This is a genomic window from Micromonospora sp. CNZ295 (assembly GCF_004217535.1).
Window position 1 is genome coordinate 898,831 of record NZ_SHKZ01000001.1, and the last position, 23,670, is coordinate 922,500.

General features: G+C 72.4%; 14 protein-coding genes, 2 rRNA genes and 1 pseudogene (1 of these 17 only partly in view). 6 read left to right on the forward strand and 11 right to left on the reverse strand.

Annotated features, from left to right (window positions below; genetic code table 11):
- Nucleotides 1–51: 51 nt before the first annotated feature.
- Entirely contained in the window at nt 52–1,722 is a 1,671-nt protein-coding gene (locus EV376_RS04230) for a DUF885 domain-containing protein (protein ID WP_130320843.1), read from the forward strand.
- 65 nt (nt 1,723–1,787) lie between these two features.
- On the opposite strand, the gene EV376_RS04235 is transcribed toward EV376_RS04230, so the two are convergent.
- Both EV376_RS04235 and EV376_RS04240 read right to left on the reverse strand, forming a co-directional pair.
- Entirely contained in the window at nt 1,788–3,287 is a 1,500-nt protein-coding gene (locus tag EV376_RS04235; RefSeq protein WP_130320844.1) for a DUF6114 domain-containing protein, read from the reverse strand.
- A 102-nt stretch (nt 3,288–3,389) separates the two neighbouring features.
- Nucleotides 3,390–4,001 (reverse strand): DUF6230 family protein, encoded by a 612-nt coding sequence (locus EV376_RS04240; protein WP_130320845.1) that lies wholly within the window; start codon nt 3,999–4,001, stop codon nt 3,390–3,392.
- Nucleotides 4,002–4,426: 425 nt separating this feature from the next.
- Between EV376_RS04240 and EV376_RS04245 the strand changes: the two genes are divergently transcribed.
- Nucleotides 4,427–5,161 (forward strand): methyltransferase domain-containing protein, encoded by a 735-nt coding sequence (locus EV376_RS04245; RefSeq protein WP_207228041.1) that lies wholly within the window; start codon nt 4,427–4,429, stop codon nt 5,159–5,161.
- A 112-nt stretch (nt 5,162–5,273) separates the two neighbouring features.
- On the opposite strand, the gene pgfA is transcribed toward EV376_RS04245, so the two are convergent.
- Nucleotides 5,274–6,329, reverse strand: a complete 1,056-nt coding sequence (gene pgfA / locus EV376_RS04250) for a cell envelope lipid trafficking protein PgfA (RefSeq protein WP_130320847.1) — start codon at nt 6,327–6,329, stop codon at nt 5,274–5,276.
- 147 nt (nt 6,330–6,476) lie between these two features.
- Here pgfA and EV376_RS30700 point away from each other — a divergent pair, with 147 nt between their 5' ends.
- A complete protein-coding gene (locus EV376_RS30700) occupies nt 6,477–7,946 on the forward strand; it encodes an acyltransferase family protein (protein ID WP_165437949.1) in 1,470 nt (489 codons plus the stop codon).
- Nucleotides 7,947–8,804: 858 nt separating this feature from the next.
- Here EV376_RS30700 and EV376_RS04260 read toward each other — a convergent pair.
- From EV376_RS04260 to EV376_RS04275, 5 genes and pseudogenes are all read right to left on the reverse strand, one after another.
- Nucleotides 8,805–12,038: pseudogene (locus tag EV376_RS04260) on the reverse strand (alpha-(1->3)-arabinofuranosyltransferase domain-containing protein); the annotation flags it as partial.
- On the reverse strand, nt 12,026–13,471 hold the full coding sequence (locus EV376_RS04265; RefSeq protein WP_165437951.1) for a glycosyltransferase family 4 protein: 1,446 nt from the start codon (nt 13,469–13,471) through the stop codon (nt 12,026–12,028). The gene EV376_RS04265 and the pseudogene EV376_RS04260, both read right to left, overlap by 13 nt.
- Nucleotides 13,468–14,298, reverse strand: a complete 831-nt coding sequence (locus EV376_RS04270; RefSeq protein ID WP_130320851.1) for a dolichyl-phosphate beta-glucosyltransferase — start codon at nt 14,296–14,298, stop codon at nt 13,468–13,470. The genes EV376_RS04265 and EV376_RS04270 overlap by 4 nt, the downstream gene beginning before the upstream one ends.
- Before the next feature lie 9 nt (nt 14,299–14,307).
- A complete protein-coding gene (locus EV376_RS30065; protein WP_165437952.1) occupies nt 14,308–14,463 on the reverse strand; it encodes a hypothetical protein in 156 nt (51 codons plus the stop codon).
- A complete protein-coding gene (locus tag EV376_RS04275) occupies nt 14,460–16,253 on the reverse strand; it encodes an MmpA family trehalose lipid delivery protein (protein WP_130320852.1) in 1,794 nt (597 codons plus the stop codon). The genes EV376_RS30065 and EV376_RS04275 overlap by 4 nt, the downstream gene beginning before the upstream one ends.
- Nucleotides 16,254–16,465: 212 nt before the next feature.
- Between EV376_RS04275 and EV376_RS04280 the strand changes: the two genes are divergently transcribed.
- Nucleotides 16,466–17,740: an MATE family efflux transporter gene (locus EV376_RS04280; RefSeq protein WP_130320853.1), complete on the forward strand. Its 1,275-nt coding sequence runs from the start codon at nt 16,466–16,468 to the stop codon at nt 17,738–17,740.
- On the opposite strand, the gene nudC is transcribed toward EV376_RS04280, so the two are convergent.
- Nucleotides 17,637–18,554: an NAD(+) diphosphatase gene (gene nudC, locus EV376_RS04285; protein WP_130320854.1), complete on the reverse strand. Its 918-nt coding sequence runs from the start codon at nt 18,552–18,554 to the stop codon at nt 17,637–17,639. The genes EV376_RS04280 and nudC overlap by 104 nt on opposite strands.
- Nucleotides 18,555–18,716: 162 nt before the next feature.
- Between nudC and EV376_RS04290 the strand changes: the two genes are divergently transcribed.
- Nucleotides 18,717–20,519, forward strand: coding sequence for a VanW family protein (locus tag EV376_RS04290; RefSeq protein ID WP_130320855.1), 1,803 nt, complete (start codon nt 18,717–18,719; stop codon nt 20,517–20,519).
- A 295-nt stretch (nt 20,520–20,814) separates the two neighbouring features.
- Nucleotides 20,815–21,042, forward strand: a complete 228-nt coding sequence (locus tag EV376_RS04295) for a hypothetical protein (protein WP_130320856.1) — start codon at nt 20,815–20,817, stop codon at nt 21,040–21,042.
- A gap of 63 nt (nt 21,043–21,105) precedes the next feature.
- On the opposite strand, the gene rrf is transcribed toward EV376_RS04295, so the two are convergent.
- Nucleotides 21,106–21,222 (reverse strand): 5S ribosomal RNA (gene rrf, locus EV376_RS04300).
- A gap of 91 nt (nt 21,223–21,313) precedes the next feature.
- Nucleotides 21,314–23,670: ribosomal RNA gene (locus tag EV376_RS04305) — 23S ribosomal RNA — on the reverse strand; it runs 752 nt beyond the window's last position.

Consider the following 23,670-nt stretch of genomic DNA (forward strand, 5'->3'; position numbering starts at 1 on the left):
CACCGCAAACCGTGTCGACAACCAGGCCCGGTGGTCACGTAGGGTCGCAGCGTGGGACGAATCGACGACATCGCCAACCGGTACGTGGCGGACTGGGCCGTGCTGAGCCCGACCGGCGCCACCTATGTCGGGATCGCGGGCTACGACGACCAGCTCGACGACCTCTCCCCGGACGGGTACGCGGCGCGCGCCGACCTGACCCGACGGGCCCTGGCCGACCTCGACGTCACCGAGCCGGAGTCGGAGGCGGAGCGGACGGCCAAGGAGGCCATGCAGGAACGGCTCGGCCTGGACCTCGCCCGCTACGAGGCCGGCGAGGTGGGCCGGGGGGTCAGTGTCATCACCAGCGGCCTGCACGACCTGCGGTCCGTCTTCGACCTGATGCCCACCGAGGGCGAGGACGCCCGGGCCAACATCGCCGCCCGCCTGAACGGGTTCGCCGGCGCCCTGGAGGACTACAAGACCACGTTGCGCGCGGCGGCCGAGGCCGGCCAGGTCAGCGCGCGGGGGCAGCTTCTTGAGGTCGCCAAGCAGTGCGACATCTGGGTGGACCCGGCCGGCGACAACTTCTTCCACGGCCTGGTGGAGCGGCTGGCCGAGGAGGGCACCCTCGGCGCCGAGCTGCGCCGGGGCGCCGCGGCCGCCACCGCGGCGACCGCCGAGTTCGGCCAGTTCCTGCGTACCGAGCTGGCCCCGCTCGGGGGCGAGAAGCAGGCCGCCGGCCGCGAGCGCTACGAGCTGGCGTCGCAGTACTTCCTCGGCGCCCGGGTCGACCTCGACGAGACGTACGCCTGGGGGTTCGAGGAGCTGGCCCGGCTCGAGGCGGACATGCGGGCGGTGGCCGCGCGGATCGTCGGGCCGGGTGCCGGCATCGACGAGGCGGTGGCGGCGCTCGACGCCGACCCGGCCCGCACCATCCAGGGCAAGGAGGCGTTCCGCGACTGGATGCAGGCGCTCGCCGACAAGGCGATCAGCGAGCTGCACGGCACCCACTTCGACATCCCGGAGCAGGTCCGCCGGATCGAGTGCTGCCTCGCTCCGACCAGCGACGGCGCGATCTACTACACCGGCCCGAGCGAGGACTTCTCCCGGCCCGGCCGCATGTGGTGGGCGGTGCCGCAGGGCATCACCGACTTCTCCACCTGGCGCGAGGTCACCACCGTCTACCACGAGGGCGTGCCGGGCCACCACCTGCAGGTCGCCCAGACGGCGGTCCGCGCCGAGACGCTCAACCGCTGGCAGCGGCTGCTCTGCTGGGTCTCCGGGCACGGCGAGGGCTGGGCGCTGTACGCCGAGCGCCTGATGGACGAGCTGGGCTACCTGGAGGACGCGGGCGACAAGCTGGGCATGCTCGACGGTCAGGCGTTCCGGGCCGCCCGGGTGATCGTCGACATCGGTATGCACCTGGAGCTGGAGATCCCGGCGGACAATCCGTTCGGCTTCCACCCCGGCGAGCGCTGGACGCCGGAGTTGGGCTGGGAGTTCATGCGGGCGCACTGCCGGGTGCCGGACGAGAACCTGCGCTTCGAGCTGAACCGCTACCTGGGCTGGCCCGGCCAGGCGCCGTCCTACAAGGTCGGTGAGCGGATCTGGCTGCAGGCCCGGGCCGACGCGATGGCCCGCAAGGGCGCCGACTTCGACCTGAAGGAGTTCCACCGGCAGGCACTCGACCTGGGTGCGCTCGGGCTGGACCCGCTGCGCCGGGCGCTGGCGCGGCTCTAGCCGCAACGGTCGTCGGGTGCGGGGCCGGTGGACTGCCGGCCCCGCACCCGCTGGTGGTGGAGGGGTCAGGCCAGGGTCAGCCGCAGCCGCGGCTTCGCGGTCAGCGTGTCGCTGGTGACGAACGCCAGGTCCATCTCCGGGTCGGTGAAGGAGATCGGGATCGGCGACGTGATCGGCAGGCCGTCCGGGAAGGGCAGGTCCGGCGTCAGGGTCAGCCTGATGCCGAGCAGTTTGCCGCTGAAGCGGGTCGCGTAGAAGTCGACGTCTCCCTGGACGGTCAGCTGGCCGGTGGCGAAGCTCATGGTCCGACCCGCCGGGCCGGGTACGCGGAGCAGGAAGTCGTCGGTGACCGCCCGAGCCATGCTGAACTTCAGCGCCTTGAGCGTCCCGACAGCGGTCGGCAGGTCGACGATGCCCTCGAACCGCAGCCCGGTCATCGTCACCTTCGAGCCGGTGAGCTTCGACGGGACCGCGTTCACCAGCGGCTGACCCGAGTCGGCGGCGACGCGCGGCAGCGGCATGCCGGGCTCGACCTCGCTGGCGCTGGGCGTCGGTCGCGGGCAGCCGCTCGCGGCCGGTCGGGGCTTCGGCGTCCCCCTCGGGGTGGGTCGGGCGGTGGCCGTCGGCGACGCGCTCGGCGAGGCGGCCGGCGCTTGCTCGGCGTCGCCGCCGAGACCGAGCAGGTCGGCGATGCCACCCAGGATGTCCGTGATGATGTTGCCGTCGTCCTCGTCGGCGTCCGGGCTCGGGCTGGCCGAGGGGGACGCGGTCGGCCGGGGCGTCGGCGGCCGGCTCGGGCTCTGCGACCCGGCGGGCGCCGGCCGGGTCGGGCAGGCGGTGGGCGTCGCCGGGGCCGGCGCGGCCCACCCCACCGACGCTCGCGCCGGCGCGGGTGCGGCGAGCGCCGCCGCCGCGGAGAGCCCGACCAGCCCGAGCAGCACTGCCAGGAGCCGCGGGTCGCGTGGGCCCGGGGCCGGCGGCTCGCCCTCCGGCCGGTGCGGTCCGTTCTCGGCCTGCGCCGGCTGGGCCGCCCGCAGCGGGGGGTCCGCCGGGGTCGTCTCGTCGACGAGGGTGAGCCGCGGCCGGTCGTCGGGGCCGGGCTGCGCCGGCGGCACGTACTCCAGGGTGGGCTCGTCCGAGCCGGGCAGGTCGGTGGCGGGCGCCGCGGGGGTACGCGGGTCCGGTGCCCAGGCGAAGGCCAGGGCACTGCCGACCATGCCGAGCAGGAGCCCGATGAAGAAGCCGCCGAGGTTGACCCCGATCAGCGAGTAGAGCGCGGTGACCGCCGCGACGACGGCGTAGAAGGCCCGCTGTTGCGGACTGAACCAGATCAGCAGGCCACCGGTCACCAGGATCGTGGGGATCAGCCAGGAGAGGAAGCCGGTCGGTCCCATCTGGAAGCTGAGCCCGCCGAGCGACATCTGGGTGGTCCCGAAGATCTCCAGGCCGGCCAGCACGGTGAGCAGGCCACCCCAGAACGGGCGGGCCCGACGCCACCTGCGGAAGCCGCGCCACGTCTCGCGGACACGGCTGGGCCGGGCGTGCTGCGGTTCGGGGGTTGTCACGTACGCCTCCTGCCGGATGGGGGACGTTGTCGCATCTGCCGGCGGAGCCGGCGGGGCAGGGAGGAGGCCCGCGGAGCGTGCCCGCGGGCCCCGATGGTCAGGTCAGAAACATTCCTTGGCGTCCGCGCCCACGTTGACCGCCAGCCGGAGGCCGGTCAGGTTGAAGGTGCCGGCGTGGGTGGAGCGCGCCACCTGGCGCAGGTTCTTGATGACGACCGTGTCGGACTGCTGGCCGAACGCCTTCTTCTCGCCGGTGGCGCCCTTCGGCCCGCCGGTGAGGGTGGACGCGTCCTGGCCGATGTTGATGTTCTTGAACTCGGCGTCGCCCTCCAGCGAGTCCATGTCGATGAGCAGCTCGGTGGCGGTGGCCGGCTTGCCGCCCCCGCCGGCGTTGATGGTGAGGACCACGGGCGCACCGGGCACCTTCACGGACTGGCACAGGTCGTACAGCTTCGCGTCCCGGATGCCGGAGACGGCCACCGGGTGGCGCGTGCCGTTCTCCTCCTCGGCGATGCCGCCGTACTGGACGAAGCCGGTCCCGCGCAGCTCGCTCGCGGACACCTTGAAGGTCTGGCCGGAGACGGCGAACGACGCCGCGATCGCACCGTTGGACATGCCGAAGACGATCGCACCGGCGACAGCGGTCGCCGGCACCATGAGCGCGGCGAAGCGCCGCCACCGGGTACGACCCGGGTTGTCGAAGCGATCCTGCACGGGGCCCTCCTCGGGGTGGTTGGCGCGGGTGACCGATCGACGGGATGGACGGCCCGGACCGGACCCCGCCACCTGTTACCGGCGGGTAACGAACGTGTGCCGATGATGGTGCACCGCTGGGACCCCGGTCACAAGAGGGAAGTTACCTCGGAGTAACAGCACGTACGCAATCCGACGTCGGAGCGTCACAGCCGACGCCGCCGCCCGCCCCGCCCGAGGCCGCGTTACCGCAGCCAGCTCGGGTTTTCGTCGACCGCGCGGCGATGGGCCGGGGCACTCCGATCGACGCATTACAATCAGATAACGGCTGTAAAGTAGCGATGTCGCAATTGGACCTTCCGGCCAGATCTGGCTGTCCGTTCGGCCGGTCGACGGCGGGACGTACGGCCTGCCGGCGGCCGGCCCCGATGACCTACTGTTTGCCGGTGAGCTTGAACGACGTACGCCGCGACTGGACCACGCTCGGTGCCGAGGACCCGCTCTGGGCCGTCCTGGTCCAGCCCGGCAAGCGCGGTGGCCGGTGGGACGTGGACGAGTTCCTCGCCACCGGCCGCGCCGATGTCGAGGAGACGGTCGGCTGGCTGGAGCGGCTCGGGCTGCCCACCCGCTGGGAGCGGGCGCTCGACTTCGGGTGCGGTGCCGGCCGGCTGTCCCAGGCACTCGCCGCCCACGCCCAGCAGGTGACCGGCGTCGACATCGCCCCGTCCATGCTCGAGACCGCACGCCGGCTCGACCCGACGGGCGGGCGCATCGAGTTCGTCCTCAACGACGCACCCGACCTCAGCCGGTTCCCCGACGGGCACTTCGACCTGGTCTACAGCGCCCTGGTGCTGCAGCACCTGCCCCGGCCGGCGGTCGACCGTTACCTGGCCGAGTTCCTCCGCGTCCTCCGCCCGGGCGGCGTCGCCGTGGTGGGGCTGCCCACCGAGCCCGCCCGCACCCTCAAGGGCCTGATCTGGCGGTTCGCGCCGTTCCGGCTGATCGGCTGGGCCCAGCGCCGGGTGCTGGGCTACCCGGCCCCGATGCGGATGACGCCGGTGCCGCACACCGACCTGGCACGGCTGGTGGCCGCGCACGGCGGGGAGATCGTCGACCGGCGACCGGACCTGCCGTACACCGAGGACTGGCTGTGCAGCCGGTACGCGCTGCGCCGCCGCTAGCCATCCGCACGATCCGGTACGCGCCAAGCCGCCGGTAGCCTTCCCCGGACAGCCGTCGGGCCGGTCGACCCTCAGGTCGACCGGCCCGATGTGCAGTACGGCAGGGTACGGGTCAGGCGTCGGTACGCTCCGCGTGCTTGCCGCCCTGAGCCGGCACCCTCGGCTCGTCGACCGGCTCGTCCGCGGCCTCGGTCGGACCGTCCTCGATCGGCCGGTCGTCACCGGCGGCCGGCGCCGCGGCCGCCCCGCTGCGCTTGGCCCGCAGGATGATGAGGAGCCCGAGCAGCGCCAGCAGCACGCCCAGCACGGCGAGCGCGATCGGCGCCACGACGGTCAGCAGGTTGATCTGGCGGCGTGCGTCCTTGGCGACGTCGGCCTGCTGCTTCTGGGTGTCCTCGGTGAAGGTCAGGGTCGCGTCGATGATCTTGATCCGATCGGTACCGCCCGGGTCCCGCAGGGTCTGGAGCTGCTTCTCCTGGCCCTTCACGATCACGCCCGACACCGGCTCGACCCAGACGGTACGGGTGTTGGCGTAGTACCGACCCGCGGTCACCATCGGCTCGGTCGAGCCGACCAGGTGCCCCGGAACGTCGATCTGGCTGATCTGGACCGGCTCGACCGTCATCTCGAACTTGTAGACGGTCAGGCCCTGGATCTCCTCGGTCCCGACGTAGTCGATCGGGTACTTCTGCCGGGCCGTGTTGTCGAAGTACTCGTAGGTCTTCTTCTCCGTACCGAACGGGAACGTGTACGTCAGGCCCTCGTGCTTGGCGGCCGTGCCGTTGATGTTCTCCCCGCAGCAGGCGATCGCCTCGGCGGTGCGCCGGTCGAGCGCCACCCGGTCCGAGCTGTAGGTGATCGGGTCGGCGGCGGGGTCGGCGGCGGCGTCGTCGGTCACGGTGACACCGACGTCGAAGACCGCCCGTTCCGAGTTGCCGGCCTCGACGTCGCCGCGCACCGCGCGGGAGGCCGTCAAGTTCACCCCGGTCCGCTCGGAAAGGGTGGCGAAGTCGAGGACGGTGGCGTTCTCGGCCTTCGAGTGGGTGACCGATTTCTGGTCGAGGGGCACCTTGACGAGCGCCGGCGCGACGTACAGCGGCATAGCCAAGGCCCCTACGATCAGGAACGTGCCCGCCGCCACCAAGACGGCACCCGGCGCAGGTCGCATGGAGCTCCTCCTTACTGTCCAGTAGTCGGCCGGCTGACAGTACCTGATGCGCGTGATTTCGGATATGGTCCGACGCGTCTTCCTGCGCTATACGGCCCCTCGGCCGTAAGCATTCGTCCGGTCGTACGATCATGAATTCGAGGAACAGTGGGCGGACCTGTCACGCCGGTCCCGGCCGGCCGGGAGGCGGGGCCGGGCGGTCCGCGTACCGGCTGGTCGCCGGCGCTCGAGGGGCTACGTGCGGTGGCCGTCCTCGCCGTCCTCGTCCACCACGTCTCCTACCTGAGCGGCCTGACCAACTCGCTGGGGCACTTCGGCGGGCTGCTCGCCCGGCTGGATGTGGGAGTGGCCCTCTTCTTCGCCCTCTCCGGCTTTCTGCTCTACCGTCCGTTCGCGAGCGCGACCATTCACCGGCACCCGCAGCCGTCCGTCCGGCGCTACCTCTGGCACCGCGCGTTGCGCATCCTCCCCGGTTACTGGGCGATGGCCGCCGTCGCGCTGGTCTGGCTCAACATCGACTACCTGCGGTCGCTCTGGGACTGGGCGATCCCGCTGCTGCTGTTGCAGGTCTATCAGCCGTTGCGGCTGCCGGTCGGCATGGAGCAGACCTGGAGCCTGGCCACCGAGGTGGCGTTCTACCTCGCGTTGCCGCTGCTCGCCGCCCTCGGGCGGGGGCTGGGCGGCCGGACGCCCCGGGCCCGCGCCCGGCGGCAACTGCTGCTCGGCGTGCTGCTCATCCTGGCCGGGGCGGTCTGGAACGCGTACGCCCACGCGCCGGACTCCGCGCTGCCCGGGCTTTCCGTGGTCTGGCTGCCGGCCTATCTGGACTGGTTCGGTCTCGGCATGGTGCTCGCCGTCCTCGCGTCCTGGCCGGTCGGCGCCGAGGCGACACCGTTCATCACCGGGCTCCAACCGGGGACCGTCCGGGACGACGGGGACCTGTGGCTCACCACGCCGCGCGGGCTGCGGGTCGTCACGTTCGCGCCCGGGACGTCCTGGCTCGTCGCCGGCGTGCTGCTCTGGATCGCCAGCACCCCCATCGCCGGCCCCCGGGCGCTCGAACCCGCCACCGCCGTCGAGTCGCTGACCGAGCACCTTCTGTTCGCCCTGGTCGTCTGGTTCGCGGTCGCGCCCCTCGTCGGCCCGCGGACGGCCGGGCTACCGCATGCCTTCCTCGGCCATCCGGTGATCCGGTTCCTCGGTCGGATCTCGTACGGCATCTTCCTCTGGCACCTGCTCGCCATCGAGGCCTGCCTCCGGCTGCTCGGGTTCACCCGGTTCGACAGCTCGTTCTGGGGTCTCCTGCTGGTCAGCTTCGTTCTCACCGTCCCGGCCGCCACCCTCAGCTACTACCTGATCGAGCGGCCGCTGCAGCGGCTGCGTCGGCGCGTCGACAGCCGGCCCCGGCAGGCGGCCGACCTCCCGGAGCCCGTCGTCCCGCCGCTGGTCGAGGTCGACGTCCCGGCCCGCGTCCCCGCGCTTCAGGGCGCGGCGTCGGCGCCAGCGGGCCAGGCGGCGCTCCCGGCGGGTCTCGTAGCGACCGCGGACCCGCCGGTACCGCAGCACGAGCGCGGCGACGGCGAGGAGCAGCAGGCCGGCGGGGACCGCGCCGACTAGCTCGGCGAGCGGCTCCGAACCGATCCGGACCGACCACCACCGCTCCGTCGCGTGGGCGGTGAGGCCGAGGAGCGCCGGCAGCCAGATCCACGCCGGCCGGGGCACCCGGCGCGGGTGCAGGGCGACGACGAGCAGCGCGCACCCCAGACCCACCGGCCCGCCGAGCAGCGCCGGAACGCCGACCGCCAGCAGCGGCGCGGTGGGCATCGTGTCCGGCACCACCGGGTACGCCGGCCGGTGGCGCCGCCCCGGCACGACCGCCGCGATCAGCAGCACCACGAGCAGACCGGCGGCGATCCGCAGGATGAGCTGGTACTGCTCACCCGGCGTGAAGAGCAGCTCGACCCGGCCACCGGCGCCCGCCGGCACGATCCAGGCCTGCTTCCAGCCGTCGACCCGGGTGGCCTGGAGCGGTACGCCGTCCAGGGTGGCCCGCCAGCCCGGATTGGCGTTCTCCGGGACCACCAGGTAGCCCGCGTCGCCCGCACCGACCTCGACCGTCCGGTGGCGGTCGTTCCAGCCGGCCACGGACAACGTCCGGAGGTACGACTCGTCGTCGTCGGCGGCACGGGGCGCGCCGCTGTCCAGCACGACGCTGTCGACGACGAACCGTGCCGCGGGGGCGGACACCTCGTTCGGGCCGGCCGGCAACCGCACCGTCGTCGGGCCGGTGGCCGTCCTGCCACCGGGCGTGCACGCCTGGTACCGCAGGGGACGCAGATCCCGCAGGTCCCGCAGGGTGCCGGTGGCGGTCGTCGCAACCTTCGCGCCGTTGACCACGATCGTCGGCCCCTCGCCGCACGGCAGCGTCACCGTACGGGACAGATCCCGGGACTCGTTCGCCTCGGACACGCCCTCGACGTCCACCCCGCTGAGCCCCACCGGCAGGACCTGCGGCTCGAACAGCGCGGTCGATCGGTTCACCCGCGACACGGACGAGGTCACGGCGATGGAGAGGCTCCGCGTCCGCAGCGCCTCGAAGCGGACGACTCCGTCCAGCCCGACGGTCGCCTCGCGGATTCCGTTGTCGCCGGTGATCCGTACCGTCCTGGGCGGTGCCGCCACCAGGGACGGCGGGAAGCGCAGCCGGACCCAGCTCACCTTCCGCACGCCGAGCCAGCGGAGCGTGATCCTGGGCTGCTGATCGTCCGGGTCGGCCCACCACGCCGTGCCGTCGTCGCCGTCGCCGAGGGCCCGGGCGGAGGCGACGGGATCGGCGAACCACCTGCTCGACGTCTCGAACCGGGGCCCGCCGATCAACTCGTCGTACGCGTCGAGCGCGGTGGCCGGCGTCGGCCGGGCCAGGCCGGTGATCCGGGCCGTCGAGTCCGCCGGAAGCGTGAAGCGGCGGGGGTCCAGCCCCACCTCCTCGCCCTGCCGGATCAGGTCGGGCGCGCAGACGTAGTGGTCGCCGGTCGGCGTACAGGCCGGGCGATCGCCGGTCCGCCGGGCGAGGGAGACGATCTCCGGCGTGCCGGAGCCGGCGGGGACCTCCGGCAGTTGCAGGTACCGGTTCGGGTCGACCTGCGGTATGCGTAGCTCGCGGATTCCCACCCGGCGTCCGGGGACGTCCAGGTCGGCGACCCCGTCGATGGTGACCCGAACCCAGTCGGTCGGCCCGGACGGCAGCGTCAGGCGCGCCGGATCGCGGCCCGAACCCACCACCCAGTGCAGGAACGACCCGGCGGCCGTGCTGACCCGGACCCGCGTCACCGGTTCACCGATCACCTCGTCCTCGACCGCCTGCAACAGGATCGAGTCGGCGCGGATCTGGCGCGGGAACCGTACCTCCAGCCACTGGCCCACCGGCTTGTGCGCCCCGTCGGACAACCAGGCGGTGGCGGTGTCCCCGTCGACGGCCGAGTACGGCCCGGCCGAGGGGTCGCGCAGTCCGGCCGGGCCGGCCACGTCCGCGGCCGTCGACGACGCCCGTACCTGGATCCCGTCGTCGTACGCGGCGGTGGTCGTCGACGGCTCCCAGGCCGGGTCGACGACGTCGTGGACCGCACGTGGCTGGCGCGGTTCGTCGTCGGGTGTGAACGTCCGGGAGACGTTCCCCCGGATGAGACCGAAGTCGACCTCCCGGTTGCGGAGGCTGTCCGCCAGGATGCTGGGCGCCCCGCTGGGGGCGCCTGGGTCACCGTCGAGGATCACCGGCCGGTCGTCCAGGAGCCCGGCGTCCGCCAGGTCCAGCAACGTCTCCGGCGCGCCGGCCAGGTTCAGTGGCTCGGACGCGTCGAGCAGGTTGGCGCGCTGTGCCGGGCGGTCGACCCGGTAGATCTCCACCGCCGGGTACGGCCGGTGCAGCCCGTAGTCCCAGGCCCCCTCGAAGTCCGGGTCCGCCCCGACGGTGGGCCCGAACTGCGCGACCCGGGACAGCCCCGGCGCGTTGTCCAGGGTCCGGTGCACGACCACCGGCCACGCCGTCGCGCCGACCGCTGGCCGCAGGTCGTTCCGCACGACCAGGTAGCGCACGCCGAGCCGGCCGAGGACGTCCACCAGGCCCGGCGACACCGTGCCGGCGGCCAGCCGCTCGTCGATCGCGGCGAGCAGCCGGGCGTTGCCCACGGAGCCGGCCGGGACGAGGGAACGCACCGCCCAGCGGGACTCCAGCAACGGCTGCAGCGGCTCGTCCATCGGACGCCCCCAGCCGTACTCGGCGAAGTTCGAGCCCGGCACCAGCAGCGTCGTACCGTGCCCGGCGTGCCGGTCGAGCCACGCGGCCGTCTGCCGCCAGTGCTCGGGGAGCCCGGGGAACCCGCCGTGCGCGGCGAGACCGGCGGTGCCGGCGCCGGCGGCCATGGCGACGAGGGTGACCGCGGTCAGCCCGACCGCCGCGCGTCTCGGCGCCACGGTGGTCGGCCGCGGGAACCGCCGGATGGCGGCGATCCGCCCGACGCTCTCCAGCAGGTGCGCGGCGGCCAACGCCATCGGGAGGCGGATGACGACGTCGAACTTGTGCAGGTTGCGGAGCGCGGCGAGCGAGCCGTCCAGGATCTCCCGCACGTTCGCGGCGAACGCCGCGCCACCCAGGGAGAGGTTGCCGGCGGTCAGCGCCAGGAGCCCCACCAGCGCCGCGGTCAGCAGGAACCGCCGCTCGGGCAGGTCCCGGCGGGCCAGACCGGCCACCCCGAGCGCGGCGATCAGCGCGGTGGCGACCGCCAGCCACGGCACCGTGACCAGCGCCCACCCCGACCGCCACCAGGGCACGCCGTCGACGGCCAGGTAGCCGACCCAGTGGGTGACGCCACGGACCGCCGCCGGCAGCTCGCTCAGGCCGGTGGTCACGGCCGCGCTCTCGGTGTACGGCAGGAACGGGAAGCCGTGGTTCTGCAGGAGCAGCAGCGGCACCAGCCACCAGGAGGTGGCCGCCGCCATGGCGAGCGTCCACCACGCGAACAGGCGTCGCCGGCGCGGACCCGGTGGGCGGGTCACCAGGTACAGGAAGGCCGGGAGGACCGCGCAGGCCGCGGCGGCCCCGTTGGCGCCACCCATGCAGACCGCCGCGAGGCCGCTCAGCGCTGCCGCCCGCCGCAGCGAACCACCGGCGGCCCCGCGCACCAGGGGCAGCACCACCCACGGCGCGACGCAGTACGGCAGCAGCTCCAGCGAGACCGTGCCGACCAGGGTGAGCGCCCGGGGCGAGAGCGCGAACACCGCGCCCGCCACCAGCCGGGTCGCCGGACCGCCGATGTCCAGGGCCCGGGCCAGCCGCACCGCACCGGTGAAGGCGACGCAGAGCAGGGCCGCCATCCACAGCCGCTGGACGAACCAGGTCGGCAGGCCGATCGCCTCGCCGAGGACGAAGAAGGGCCCCATCGGGAAGAAGTAGCCGACCGCCTGGTTCTGGAGCGTCCCGAACTGCCAACCCGACGTCCACAGCTCGGCGGCGCGGGCGAGGAAACCGCCCGGGTCGACGGCCATGTCCAGCTTCGTGTCCGGTACGACGAGCCCCGGCTCCTGCGTGACGCACAGGCCGATCAGGGCGAGGCAGACCAGCAGCTCCCGCAGCCGCCACACCGCCACGGACACCGGTGTGGCGGATGCTCCGGTGGTGCGTCGGGCGGCCCTCCAGCCGCTCAGCACTGCCATTCCGGAGCGCCGGTGAGCAGTTCGTCGGTGGACGGCACCCGCCCGGTGACGGCCGAGGCCGGCACGCCGGCCCGGGCCAGTACGTCCCGGACCGCCGCCGGATCCGCCGCCGGGACCAGGAGCCACAGGGAGTCCGCGCCGACGGCGACCCGCCGGGTACGGGGAAGGAGCGGGGTGATCCGGGCGAGCAGGTCGTCCGGCGCGTCGGTGCGGACCTCGAGGCAGGTGTCGTCGGTCGCCCACGGCACGGCCCGCGGGGCGAGCAGGTCACCCAGGACGTCCCGGACCCGCCGGCCGGTGTCGTCCCACCGGAACGAACCGCTCCACCGCCGGCACTCCGCGGCCGTCCGGTCGGCGTTGCCGGGCTCCGCCAGCTGATCGAGCGCCCGGTCGAGGCAGTCGGCGAGGCTGCCGGCGGGGTCGTCGCCCTCGACGGCGAGCCACCCCGTACGCCCCGGGCGTACGGCGTCGCGGATCCCCTCCACGTCGAAGGCGACCGTGGGCAGCCCGGCCGCCGCGGCCTCCACGACGACGAGCCCCCATCCCTCGCCCCAGGACCCGGTGACGTGCAGCCAGGCGGCGTCCACCAGGGCGTCCCGGCGCTGCGCCGGCACATGGCCGTGGACGGTGACCACGTCGGCCAGCCCCCGGTCGGCGACGTGCCGGCGGATCCGGTCCACGTCCGGCCCGCCACCCACCACGTCGAGGGTCAGGTCGGGCCGCCGGGCCTGGAGCCGGGCCACGGCGTCGACCACCAGGTCGACCCGCTTGTGGGGGGTCACCCGGCCGACGCAGACCAGTCGGGGCCGGCCGTCGCGGGCCCGCGAAGGCGCACCGGCCCGTGCCTCGGACCCGTTGGGCACCACGACCACCGGCGCCGCCCAGCGGAGCCGGTCCCGTACGGCCCGGGCGGTGGAGGGGGACACGGCGAGCGTCACGCCGTGGCGGTAGACGCGGCGGGCCACCGGGCCCTCCAGCCAGGCGCCGAACCGGCCGACCAGCGGACCGAAGTAGAGCCGGAACTGCCGGTCGTGGACGTGGTGGATCACGCACGCCACCGGTACCCGGCGGGGCAGCACGAGCGGGCTGAAGAACGGGATGCCGTTCTGGCAGTCGAGCACCGCGTCGAACCGGCGCCGTCGACGCAGCAGCCAGGCCAGGGCCCGCGGGTAGACGCTCCACCGACCGCCGCCGCGGACGATCGTGACTCCGTCGCGCACCTCACCGGCGTGCTGGCCGGCGGCGCGGGCGGTGACGAAGGTGACCTCGGCACCGGCCGTGACCAGGCCGCGGGCCACCCGCCAGGCGTACTCCTCGGCGCCGCCGGCGTCCGGGTGCCACGGGTCCTTCCAGTTGAGCACCGCGACCCGACGCCCCGCGAGGCCGGTGTCGAGGACGGAATCGGGAGCGGTGCGGGCGGACGGGACGGTCACGGCCGCAGGCCCACGGCGGCGCCGCTGGTCACGTCGGGCGAGACCGGGAGATTGACGACCGGGGGTACGGACGAAGCGGCGGGAGCGGTCTCGGCCCGGCGCAGCCGCCAGGAGATCGCCGCCACGTCGACGAAGCTGCGCCAACCGTGCCGGAGGGTGGAGAAGGTGGAGCCGGGCACGTCGACCCAGTTGACCGGGATCTCCACCAGCCGGGCACCGGCCCGCTCGGCACGACCGAGCACCTCTACGTCGAACGCGAAGCCGCCGCACCGCAGCGGCTCGAACGCCCGGCGTGCGACGTCGCCACGGAAGAACTTGTAGCCGCACTGCGTCTCGCCGACGGTCCGCACGATCTGTCGGACGGCGCCCCGGAACGCGACGGCGCCCCATCGGCGCAGCGGGCTGTGCCGGTCCTCCACCGTCGACCCCGGATGGGCGCGGGAACCCACCACCACGTCGGCGCCGTCCCGGAGCAGGTGCAGCACCTGCCCCAGGTCGTCGAGCGCGGTGGCGAGGTCGGCGTCGCAGAAGCCGACGTACCGCGCGTCGCTGGCGAGGACCCCGGCGCGCACCGCGAAGCCCTTGCCCCGCTCGGCGCAGTGCAGCACCCGCACCGGGACCGGCCCGTCCGGAGCCTCGACCGCGACCCGGGCCGTCCCGTCGGTGCTCGCGTTGTCGACCACCGTCACCCGGCAGGGAACACCGAGGTCGGCCAGTGCCGCTCGGAGCACGACGAGCGTATCCGGCAGGCGCTTCTCCTCGTTGTACGAGGGGACGACGACGTCGAGCACGACGCACGACGGCGCCTCAGGGAGGCGGGCCTCCATGAAGCGCCGTCAGCGCTCGCCGTACACGATGAGCGGCTGGTCCACCTTGGCCGGCCTGGCGTCGGTGGCAACCGACGTCCCAAGCGAAACGGCCAGAATCCCCAGCACAGCGCCCACCGCCGCCGCCACGATGGCGGTCAGGAGCGGGTTGAAGGATGCCTTCATTGACGGTCCCTTCGACACAAGTGACCGGACAGTAGCACGCGCCGGAAGCGTTTGGTGGGGTGCAGAAGGGCGATCAGCAGGGTGCCCCCGAGTACCGAATAGCCCATCACGGGAACTATCCCAACAGTCCAGGCAGGGGCCTCCGAACCGTCACTTGGGAGACGGATCAGCGTCAATGCGGCATCCTGTCGGACCAATTCGGCGTTCGGGAAGCGCGCCCGCGCCTCCGCCGCGCCCGGTTGATCATTCTGGATGAGGACGTACCGCACGCCGAGCCGGCGCAGCGCCGGCACCGGATCGCCCGGTGCCGCCAGCACGGCCGCGACCCGGTCCGCCTGCCGGCTCTCGCCGCGGATCCGCTCGCGCCCCACCAGCACGTCCTGGTCGGCGACGACGGGCCGCCGGAACGCCCGCGGCGCCGGATCGAGAACCGGCACGTTCCCGGCCCAGGGGTAGGCCCGGAATGACGACCAGGGCAGCGACAGGAGGCTGCCGCCCACCCGGTCGGCGTCGACCACCGCCCGCACCGCCGCCCACTCCGCCGGATAGTGCGAGGTGTGCAGCTGCCCGGTGAGCCCCCCGGCGAGGCCGGGCACGAGCAGAACGGGAGCGACCGCCACCAGGGACGCCACCGCTCGGCCGCCCACCGGCGCCAACCGCTCGACCAGCACCGCCAGCCCCACCGCCTGCGCCAATGCCAACGGCGCCAGCAGCCGGGTGCCGTCCCGGGCGGCACCGGTCAGGGGCACCGCGTCGACGAGCGCCACCATCAACCGTTCGCCCGGCGGGACGGCCGGCAGCACGGCGAGCACCGTGCCGATGGCCGCGCCGACCAGCAGACCCCATCGGAGCGACGCCGACCAGCGCCGGCGGAGCAGGACGAAACCCCAGCCGGCCGCCAGCGCGAGCACGAGCGCGAGCACCGCGACCGGCCACCGGTCCCGCCCGAACGGGACCGCGTTGCGGCTCCAGATCCCACCCAGCGTCACCACGCTGCCCAGCACTCCGAGCGGGGTGTCCGCCCGCGCCGCGAAGGCGCCGACCCCCCGCTCGTCGACGGCGAGCGCGCCGGACCGGTCAACCAGCGCCAGCAGCCAGGGCGCGGTCAACCCGGCGAGCGTCGCCGCGCCCGCCGCGAGGGCCCGCCACCGGCGGGCCAGCGCCAGCGCCGGGGCGCAGATCAACACCGCCGAGAGCACCAGGGCCGGACCGCCCAGCACCACGGCCAGCCCGCCCGCGACCGCCACCCGCCGACGTGGCGGGCGCGGGTCGCCGTCCCGCTCCGCCGCCGCGCCCTCGCGCACGGGCCGCCGCGCCACGTTCACCACCCACGCGTACGCCCACGGCAGCGCCGCGTAGCCCGCGAGGATCGCCCACTGCCCGAGATGCAGCCGCCCGTACACCCACGGGTTCCACACGTAGAGCAGGCCCGCCGCGATCCGGGCGGCCGGGTGACCGACCGGGGCCAGCCGCGCGGCGCCGACCGCGGCGAGGGCCAGGGCAGCGGCGAGCAGCACCTTCTCCGCCACGTCGGACGGCACCACGTGGGCCAGACCCACGGCGAGCAGTTCGCTCGGCACGGCCCGCGGCAGTTCGCCGCCGCTGCCCCAGACCATCGGGCCGAACGGCGGGTCGGGCACGAACACCAGGTCGTACCGGAGCAGGAAGCCGCGCCGGAGCACCGGGCCGAGGATCGCCAGGACCACGCCGACGCCGAGCACCGCCTCCGGCCACCACCGCCGCCAGCCGGCCGCCCCGGCCGGCACCGGCCGCGCTGACGGTCGGCGCACTCGAACCCCCAACGGTCTCCCGACGCCCCCAGGGCGTGTCACCCGCATCCTCGCCCGCCCGCGACGGCCGTCTCGGCTCGACGGGTTCCAGGGCACGCCCTAGGCACGGGCCGACGCTGGCGGTAGTTTGCCAGACGACCACCGACCAGCAGGGCGGGGCGCGGTGCCCCGACGACCTGCGCACCGGGCGGCGCTACCCCCAACGAGGCACGATGACAGAGACGACGGCCGGTTCCGGCCTTGGCCGGCTCGGCGCGGCCGGCGCGGCCGTCGCGATCGCCGCCGCGGTCACCAACGGGTTCGCGTACCTGGTGCCGATGCTCGGCGCCCGGCGTCTCCCCGCCGAGGATCTCAGCATCCTGGCCACCGTGCTGGCCCTGGTCGCCATCGTCGGCGTCACCGGGGTGGGCCTCCAGATGGCCGTCGCGGTGCACTGCGCGCGGCAGCCCGGTGCGTCGGCCACCCGGGCGAGCATCGTCACGACCGCGGTCACCGCGGGCGCCCTGGCGGCGGCGGCGCCACTGCTCAGCGTCACGCTCCGACTGCCGGTCGTGGTCATCGCGCTGCTGGTGGGCCTCACCGTGCCGGTCGTCCTGGCCGGCGGCTGGCTCGGCGAACTCCAGGGCGAGGAACGCTTCGTCCGCCTCGCCTGGGGCATGGGCGCGCTCGCGCTCGGCCGCTACGCCGGAATGGTCGCCGCCCTCCTGGTCGGCGCCGACGTCGTCGCCACGCTCGGGTGCGGCCTCCTCACCGCGTACGCCGCCCTGCCCGTGCTGGCCTCGATCGCCCGACGCGGTCGCCGGACCGCCGTCGACGGCCCGCAACAGTTCGGCCTGCGGATCGGCCGGGTCCTGAGCGCCGGAACGGCCGCGCTGGCGATGCTCGTCGTGTCGTACGCGGACCTGATCCTCGCGCGGCAGCTGCTGCCGGAGGCGGAGTCCGGGGCGTACGCGGTCGGCACCGTCCTCACCAAGGGCGCCCTGTGGGCGCCGCAGGTGGTCACCGTGCTCGCGCTGCCCCGGCTCGCCGTCGGGCACCGTCGGGCGCGCACCGTCGCGCTCGCCGTCGTCGGCGGTTGCGGCGTCCTGCTCGTGCTCGCCTCGGCGCTGGCCGGCGGTCTGGCCTTCCGGCTGGCCGGCGGCGGGGACTACGCGTCCCTGGGCCGGTACGCCCCCTGGTTCGCCGCCACCGGCGCCCTGTACGCGCTGGTGTTCGTGCTCGTCAACGCCAGGATCGCGGCCGGCGTGCGGTCGCCGTCCGCACCCCTCTGGGTGGCGACGCTCGCCCTCGCCGGGCTGGCGACGCTCGTCGCGCCGCGCAGCCTGGCGGGCATCATGTGGAGCGCCCTCGCCGTCGCCGCCGGGACGGCGCTCGTGATGCTGCTCAGCCCTCGGCGAGCCAGCGGGTCAGCAGGTGCCGGTCGATCGAGTCGACCCGACCGAGCGGCCGGCCCGCAGCCGCCCGCGCCCGCAACTCGTCCCGGGTGAACCAGCGCGCCTCGAGCAGTTCCAGCCCGTCCACCCGGATCTCGTCGGACGCGACGGTGGCCCGGAATCCCACCATCAGCCCCGCCGGGAACGGCCACGCCTGCGAGCCCTGGTACGCGACGTCGGTCACGACCACGCCGGCCTCCTCGGCCATCTCCCGCCGGACGGCGTCCTCCAGGCTCTCGCCCACCTCGACGAAGCCGGCCAGCGTCGAGTACGCCCCCGCCGGCGCGCCGGCGTGCCGGGCCAGGAGGCAGCGGTCGGGCGACCCGGGCGCCTCCACCAGCACGATGATGGCGGGTTCGATCCGGGGGAAGAACAGCCGGTCGCAGTCCGGCCCGACGCAGCGGCGTACGTGCCCGGCGTCGCGGGCCGCGGTCGGTTCGCCGCACGAACCGCAGTACCGCTGCCGCCGGTGCCAGTGCAGCAGGCCCCGCCCGTACGCCTGGGTGGCCGCCTCGGCGGGGGTGAGCCGCCCGGCGAGCCCGCGGACGTCGACCGCGCCGGTCGCGCCGGCCACCTCGCGGGCGGCGTCCTCGGTCAGCGTGCTGAGGTCGGCCGCGAAGACCGCCCGCCCCTCGTCCAGCCCCAGGAAGACGACCTGGTCGGCGACGGCGCACGCCCCGGCCGCCGACTCGCCGGTCAACCGGACCGGCGCCTCCCCGGCGACCAGGCAGCGGTCCCGCCAGAGCGGCACCACCCGGGTGCCGGGCTCGGCCAGCAGAGCCGCCGTCCGTTCCGGGTCGGCGCGCAGCGCCCCCGCCCGGTCCACCCAACCGCCGCCGTACGCCAGGACCGCCTCGTCCGCTCGCATGTCTCCCACCGTTCCATGGCGGACACGGCGCGCGACGAGCGGGTGGCGCTGCGACACGCTTCGGCGCATCCGGGCGGGCGCAGGCTGCCGCCGCCCGGGCGCGTTGGTTACCGTAGTTCCCTGCGGCGGGAAACCCGCCCGTGTGGTATGCCCCCGATCGAGGTGACTGTGACCCTGTACGGCGAAAAGATGCCACCCGCCGACGACCGGCCCACCGTGCAGGTGAAGGCCGTGCAGTGGCCCGTCGAGGAGCCGGCGCCCGGAGGGCGCGGCGGGCGGCGGCCGGCCCGCACCCGCGTACTGCTCGCCGCCGGGCTCGCCACGGTGGTGCTCGCCTCCGTCGCCGGTGTCGGCGCCTACGCGTACGCCGGCGACGTCCCCCGGGGCACGACCGTGCTGGGCGCCGAGCTCGGTGGCCGCAGCCGCGCGGACGCCGCCCGCGAACTCCAGGCGGCGCTGGACCGGCGGGCCGCCGAGCTGGCCGCCCCGGTGACCGTGCAGGTCGGTGAGCGCAGCGCCGAGATCAACCCGGCCGACGTGGGCCTGCGGGTCGACGTGGAGGCCACCGTGGCGGCCGCGGTCGAGGCGCAGGCGCACGCGGTCGACCGGCTGGTGGGTTCCCGCGCCGTCGAGCCCGTGGTGACGGTGGACGCGGCCCGGCTCGACGCGGCGCTGAAGGACGTCATGGGCGACCAGGGCCGCAAGATGACCATGCCGGGGATCACCTGGAGCAACCTGACCCCCAAGGCGGTCCACCCGAAGCCCAGCCTCGCGCTCGACGCCGAGCGGTCGGCGCAGGTGGTCCGGGACGGCTGGCTGGGCGGCCAGCCGATCACCGTCCCGCTGGTCGAGACGCACCCGGCGACCACCGCCGAGGAGGTGGACCGGATGGTGGCCGAGCTGGCGAAGCCGGCCGTGGCCGCGCCGGTGACCCTGACGACGGACAAGGGCTCGCTCTCCATCCCACCGAAGGCGATCGCGAAGAGCCTGCGGTTCACCGCCGACGAGAGCGGCAAGCTGGCCGCGACGGTGGACGTCAAGCGGCTGCGCGCGGCGCTCGGCGGCGAGCTGGCGAAGGTCGAGGTCCCGCCGCAGGACGCCCGGATCACGCTCGCCGGCGGCAAGCCGAAGATCACCGAGGGCAGGGCCGGCAAGCAGCTGGACACCGCGACGCTGGGGGAGGCCCTGCTCGCTGTCCTGCCCCGGACGGACGACCGCCGGGTCACCGGCACCCTCAAGCCGGCGCAGCCGGAGCTGACCGCGGCGAAGCTGGCGGGGCTGGGCATAACGGAGCGCGTCTCCACCTTCAGCACCCGGTTTCCGGGCGGGCTCTCCTCGCCGCGCAGCCAGAACATCATCACCGCCGCCAAGGACGTCGACAACACGCTCGTGCTGCCCGGCGAGACGTTCTCCCTGAACGGGCACACGGGCGAGCGGAGCTACGCTCAGGGCTACAAGGACGCCCCGGTCATCCTGAACGGCAAGCTGGTGCCGGGCGTCGGCGGCGGCGTCTCGCAGTTCACCACGACCCTCTTCAACGCCACGTACTACGCCGGTCTGGAGGACGTCGAGCACAAGCCGCACTCGTACTACTTCAGCCGCTACCCGGCCGTCATCGAGTCGACCATCTTCTACCCGGATCTGGACTTCAAGTTCCGCAACAACACCGACTACGGGGTCCTGATCGACACCTCCTACACGTCGAACACGATCACCGTGTCGATCTGGAGCACGAAGATCTGGGACAGCGTGAAGACCGAGTACAGCCCGCGCCGCAACATCACCAAGCCGAGGACGGTCTACCTGGAGCCCGGCCCGAAGTGCATCTCGGCCGCCGGCAGCGACGGCTTCACCCAGGACGCGTACCGGGTCTTCCGTAAGGGCGGCAAGGTGGTCAAGCGGGAGAAGTTCACCTGGCGTTACGACGCCGAGCCGCGGTTCATCTGCGGCCCCGAACCGTCCTGACCGCCGTCCCAGGCTCGCACCGCGAAGCCCCGCCGGCTTGCGGCCGGCGGGGCTTTCTTCTGCGTACGCACACCGTGCTCCGCCTCGGGCCACGCGACCCGGGCCGCCCGGCCGGCGCCGCCGCGCTGCTGGTCCGCAGGGCCCTGTCGGTATCGGGTGTCGCCACGGAAGCGGCCCTTGCGCACCGGTCAGGAATCGAGAAGCTCCGGTGTTCGGGTCGCCATTAGCGTGGCCAGGGTGCAGGTCGCCCGGCCTGCCTTGTGGCCCGGGCTCACGCCTTTCCCTGGAGGTTTCCATGAACTGGAACAAGTCGATCCGTCAGTTCCACCGTTGGCTGGCCATCGCGTTCACACTGACCGTCGTGGTCACGTTCATCGCCCTGGCGCAGGAGGATCCGATCGAGTGGGTTTCCTACGTCCCGCTGTTCCCGCTCGCGCTGCTCCTGTTCACCGGCCTGTACCTGTTCGCCCTGCCGTATGTCGCCAAGCGGCGCCGCGGGCGGGGGGAAGCTCCGCAGGGGTGACGGGAAAATGCTCCGGAAACGCGTTCAGGGCCACCCTGGTGGGTGGCCCTGAACGGGAAGGTTGTCCGGCGGTGTCCTACTCTCCCACACCCTCCCGGGTGCAGTACCATCGGCGCTGGAGGGCTTAGCTTCCGGGTTCGGAATGTTGCCGGGCGTTTCCCCTCCGCCATGACCGCCGTAACTCTATCGACATGTCAAACAACTCGACCACCTGCTGGGGTGGGTGTTGTTCGTTTGTCGGGAGTTGCACAGTGGACGCGTAGCAGCTTTGTGGGTCAAGTCCTCGGCCTATTAGTACCGGTCAACTGAACCCGTTACCGGGCTTACATTTCCGGCCTATCAACCCAGTCGTCTAGCTGGGGGCCTTACCCACCCGGAGGTGGTGGGATACCTCATCTTGAAGCGAGCTTCCCGCTTAGATGCTTTCAGCGGTTATCCCTTCCGAACGTAGCTAACCAGCCGTGCCCCTGGCGGGACAACTGGCACACCAGAGGTTCGTCCGTCCCGGTCCTCTCGTACTAGGGACAGCCCTTCTCAAGTATCCTACGCGCACGGCGGATAGGGACCGAACTGTCTCACGACGTTCTAAACCCAGCTCGCGTACCGCTTTAATGGGCGAACAGCCCAACCCTTGGGACCTGCTACAGCCCCAGGATGCGACGAGCCGACATCGAGGTGCCAAACCATCCCGTCGATATGGACTCTTGGGGAAGATCAGCCTGTTATCCCCGGGGTACCTTTTATCCGTTGAGCGACACCGCTTCCACATGCCAGTGCCGGATCACTAGTCCCGACTTTCGTCCCTGCTCGACCTGTCAGTCTCACAGTCAAGCTCCCTTGTGCACTTGCACTCAACACCTGATTGCCAACCAGGCTGAGGGAACCTTTGGGCGCCTCCGTTACCTTTTAGGAGGCAACCGCCCCAGTTAAACTACCCACCAGACACTGTCCCTGAACCGGATAACGGTCCGAAGTTAGATACCCGAACCAACCAGAGTGGTATTTCAAGATTGCCTCCACCCGCACTGGCGTGCGAGTTTCACCGGCTCCCACCTATCCTACACAAGCTGCCTCAGATACCAATGTCAAGCTATAGTAAAGGTCCCGGGGTCTTTCCGTCCTGCCGCGCGTAACGAGCATCTTTACTCGTAATGCAATTTCGCCGGGCCTGTGGTTGAGACAGTGGGGAAGTCGTTACGCCATTCGTGCAGGTCGGAACTTACCCGACAAGGAATTTCGCTACCTTAGGATGGTTATAGTTACCACCGCCGTTTACTGGCGCTTAAGTTCTCCGCTTCGCCCTTGCGGGCTAACAGGTCCCCTTAACGTTCCAGCACCGGGCAGGCGTCAGTCCATATACATCGAATTACTTCTTCGCATGGACCTGTGTTTTTAGTAAACAGTCGCTTCCCCCTGCTCTCTGCGGCCATACAACGCTCCACCCGCGCGGGGCTTCACGTCTCCGGCCCCCCTTCTCCCTAAGTTACGGGGGCAATTTGCCGAGTTCCTTAACCACAGTTCGCCCGATCGCCTCGGTATTCTCTACCTGACCACCTGTGTCGGTTTGGGGTACGGGCCGCTCGGAACTCGCTAGAGGCTTTTCTCGGCAGCATAGGATCACTGACTTCACCTGAATCGGCTCGGCATCACGTCTCAGCCTCATGTGCTGCGGATTTGCCTACAGCACGGCCTACACGCTTACCCCGGCACAACCACCGGCCGGGCTCAGCTACCTTCCTGCGTCACCCCATCGCTTGACTACTACCCGCCAGGTTCCCACGCTCCGCCAACGCGGTCCGAAGACCTTGTCAGGTTTGGGTGGTTAGCACAGCGAGGTTCGTCAGGGTCGCTCCTTCGCGGGTACGGGAATATCAACCCGTTGTCCATCGACTACGCCTCTCGGCCTCGCCTTAGGTCCCGACTCACCCAGGGCGGATTAGCCTGGCCCTGGAACCCTTGGTCATCCGGCGGAAGGGTTTCTCACCCTTCTTTCGCTACTCATGCCTGCATTCTCACTCGTGCCGCGTCCACAACTCGATCACTCGGCTGCTTCACCCCCGGCACGACGCTCCCCTACCCACCCACACACCTGCACCGACACCACAAGGGCGCCGGCGAAGTACCTGTGTGAGTGCCACAGCTTCGGCGGTGTGCTTGAGCCCCGCTACATTGTCGGCGCGGAACCACTTGACCAGTGAGCTATTACGCACTCTTTAAAGGGTGGCTGCTTCTAAGCCAACCTCCTGGTTGTCTATGCGACCCCACATCCTTTTCCACTTAGCACACGCTTAGGGGCCTTAGCTGGTGATCTGGGCTGTTTCCCTCTCGACTACGAAGCTTATCCCCCGCAGTCTCACTGCCGCGCTCTCACTTACCGGCATTCGGAGTTTGGCTGATTTCGGTAAGCTTGTGGGCCCCCTAGACCATCCAGTGCTCTACCTCCGGCAAGAAACACGCGACGCTGCACCTAAATGCATTTCGGGGAGAACCAGCTATCACGGAGTTTGATTGGCCTTTCACCCCTAACCACAGGTCATCCCCCAACTTTTCAACGTTGGTGGGTTCGGCCCTCCACGCGGTCTTACCCGCGCTTCAGCCTGCCCATGGCTAGATCACTCCGCTTCGGGT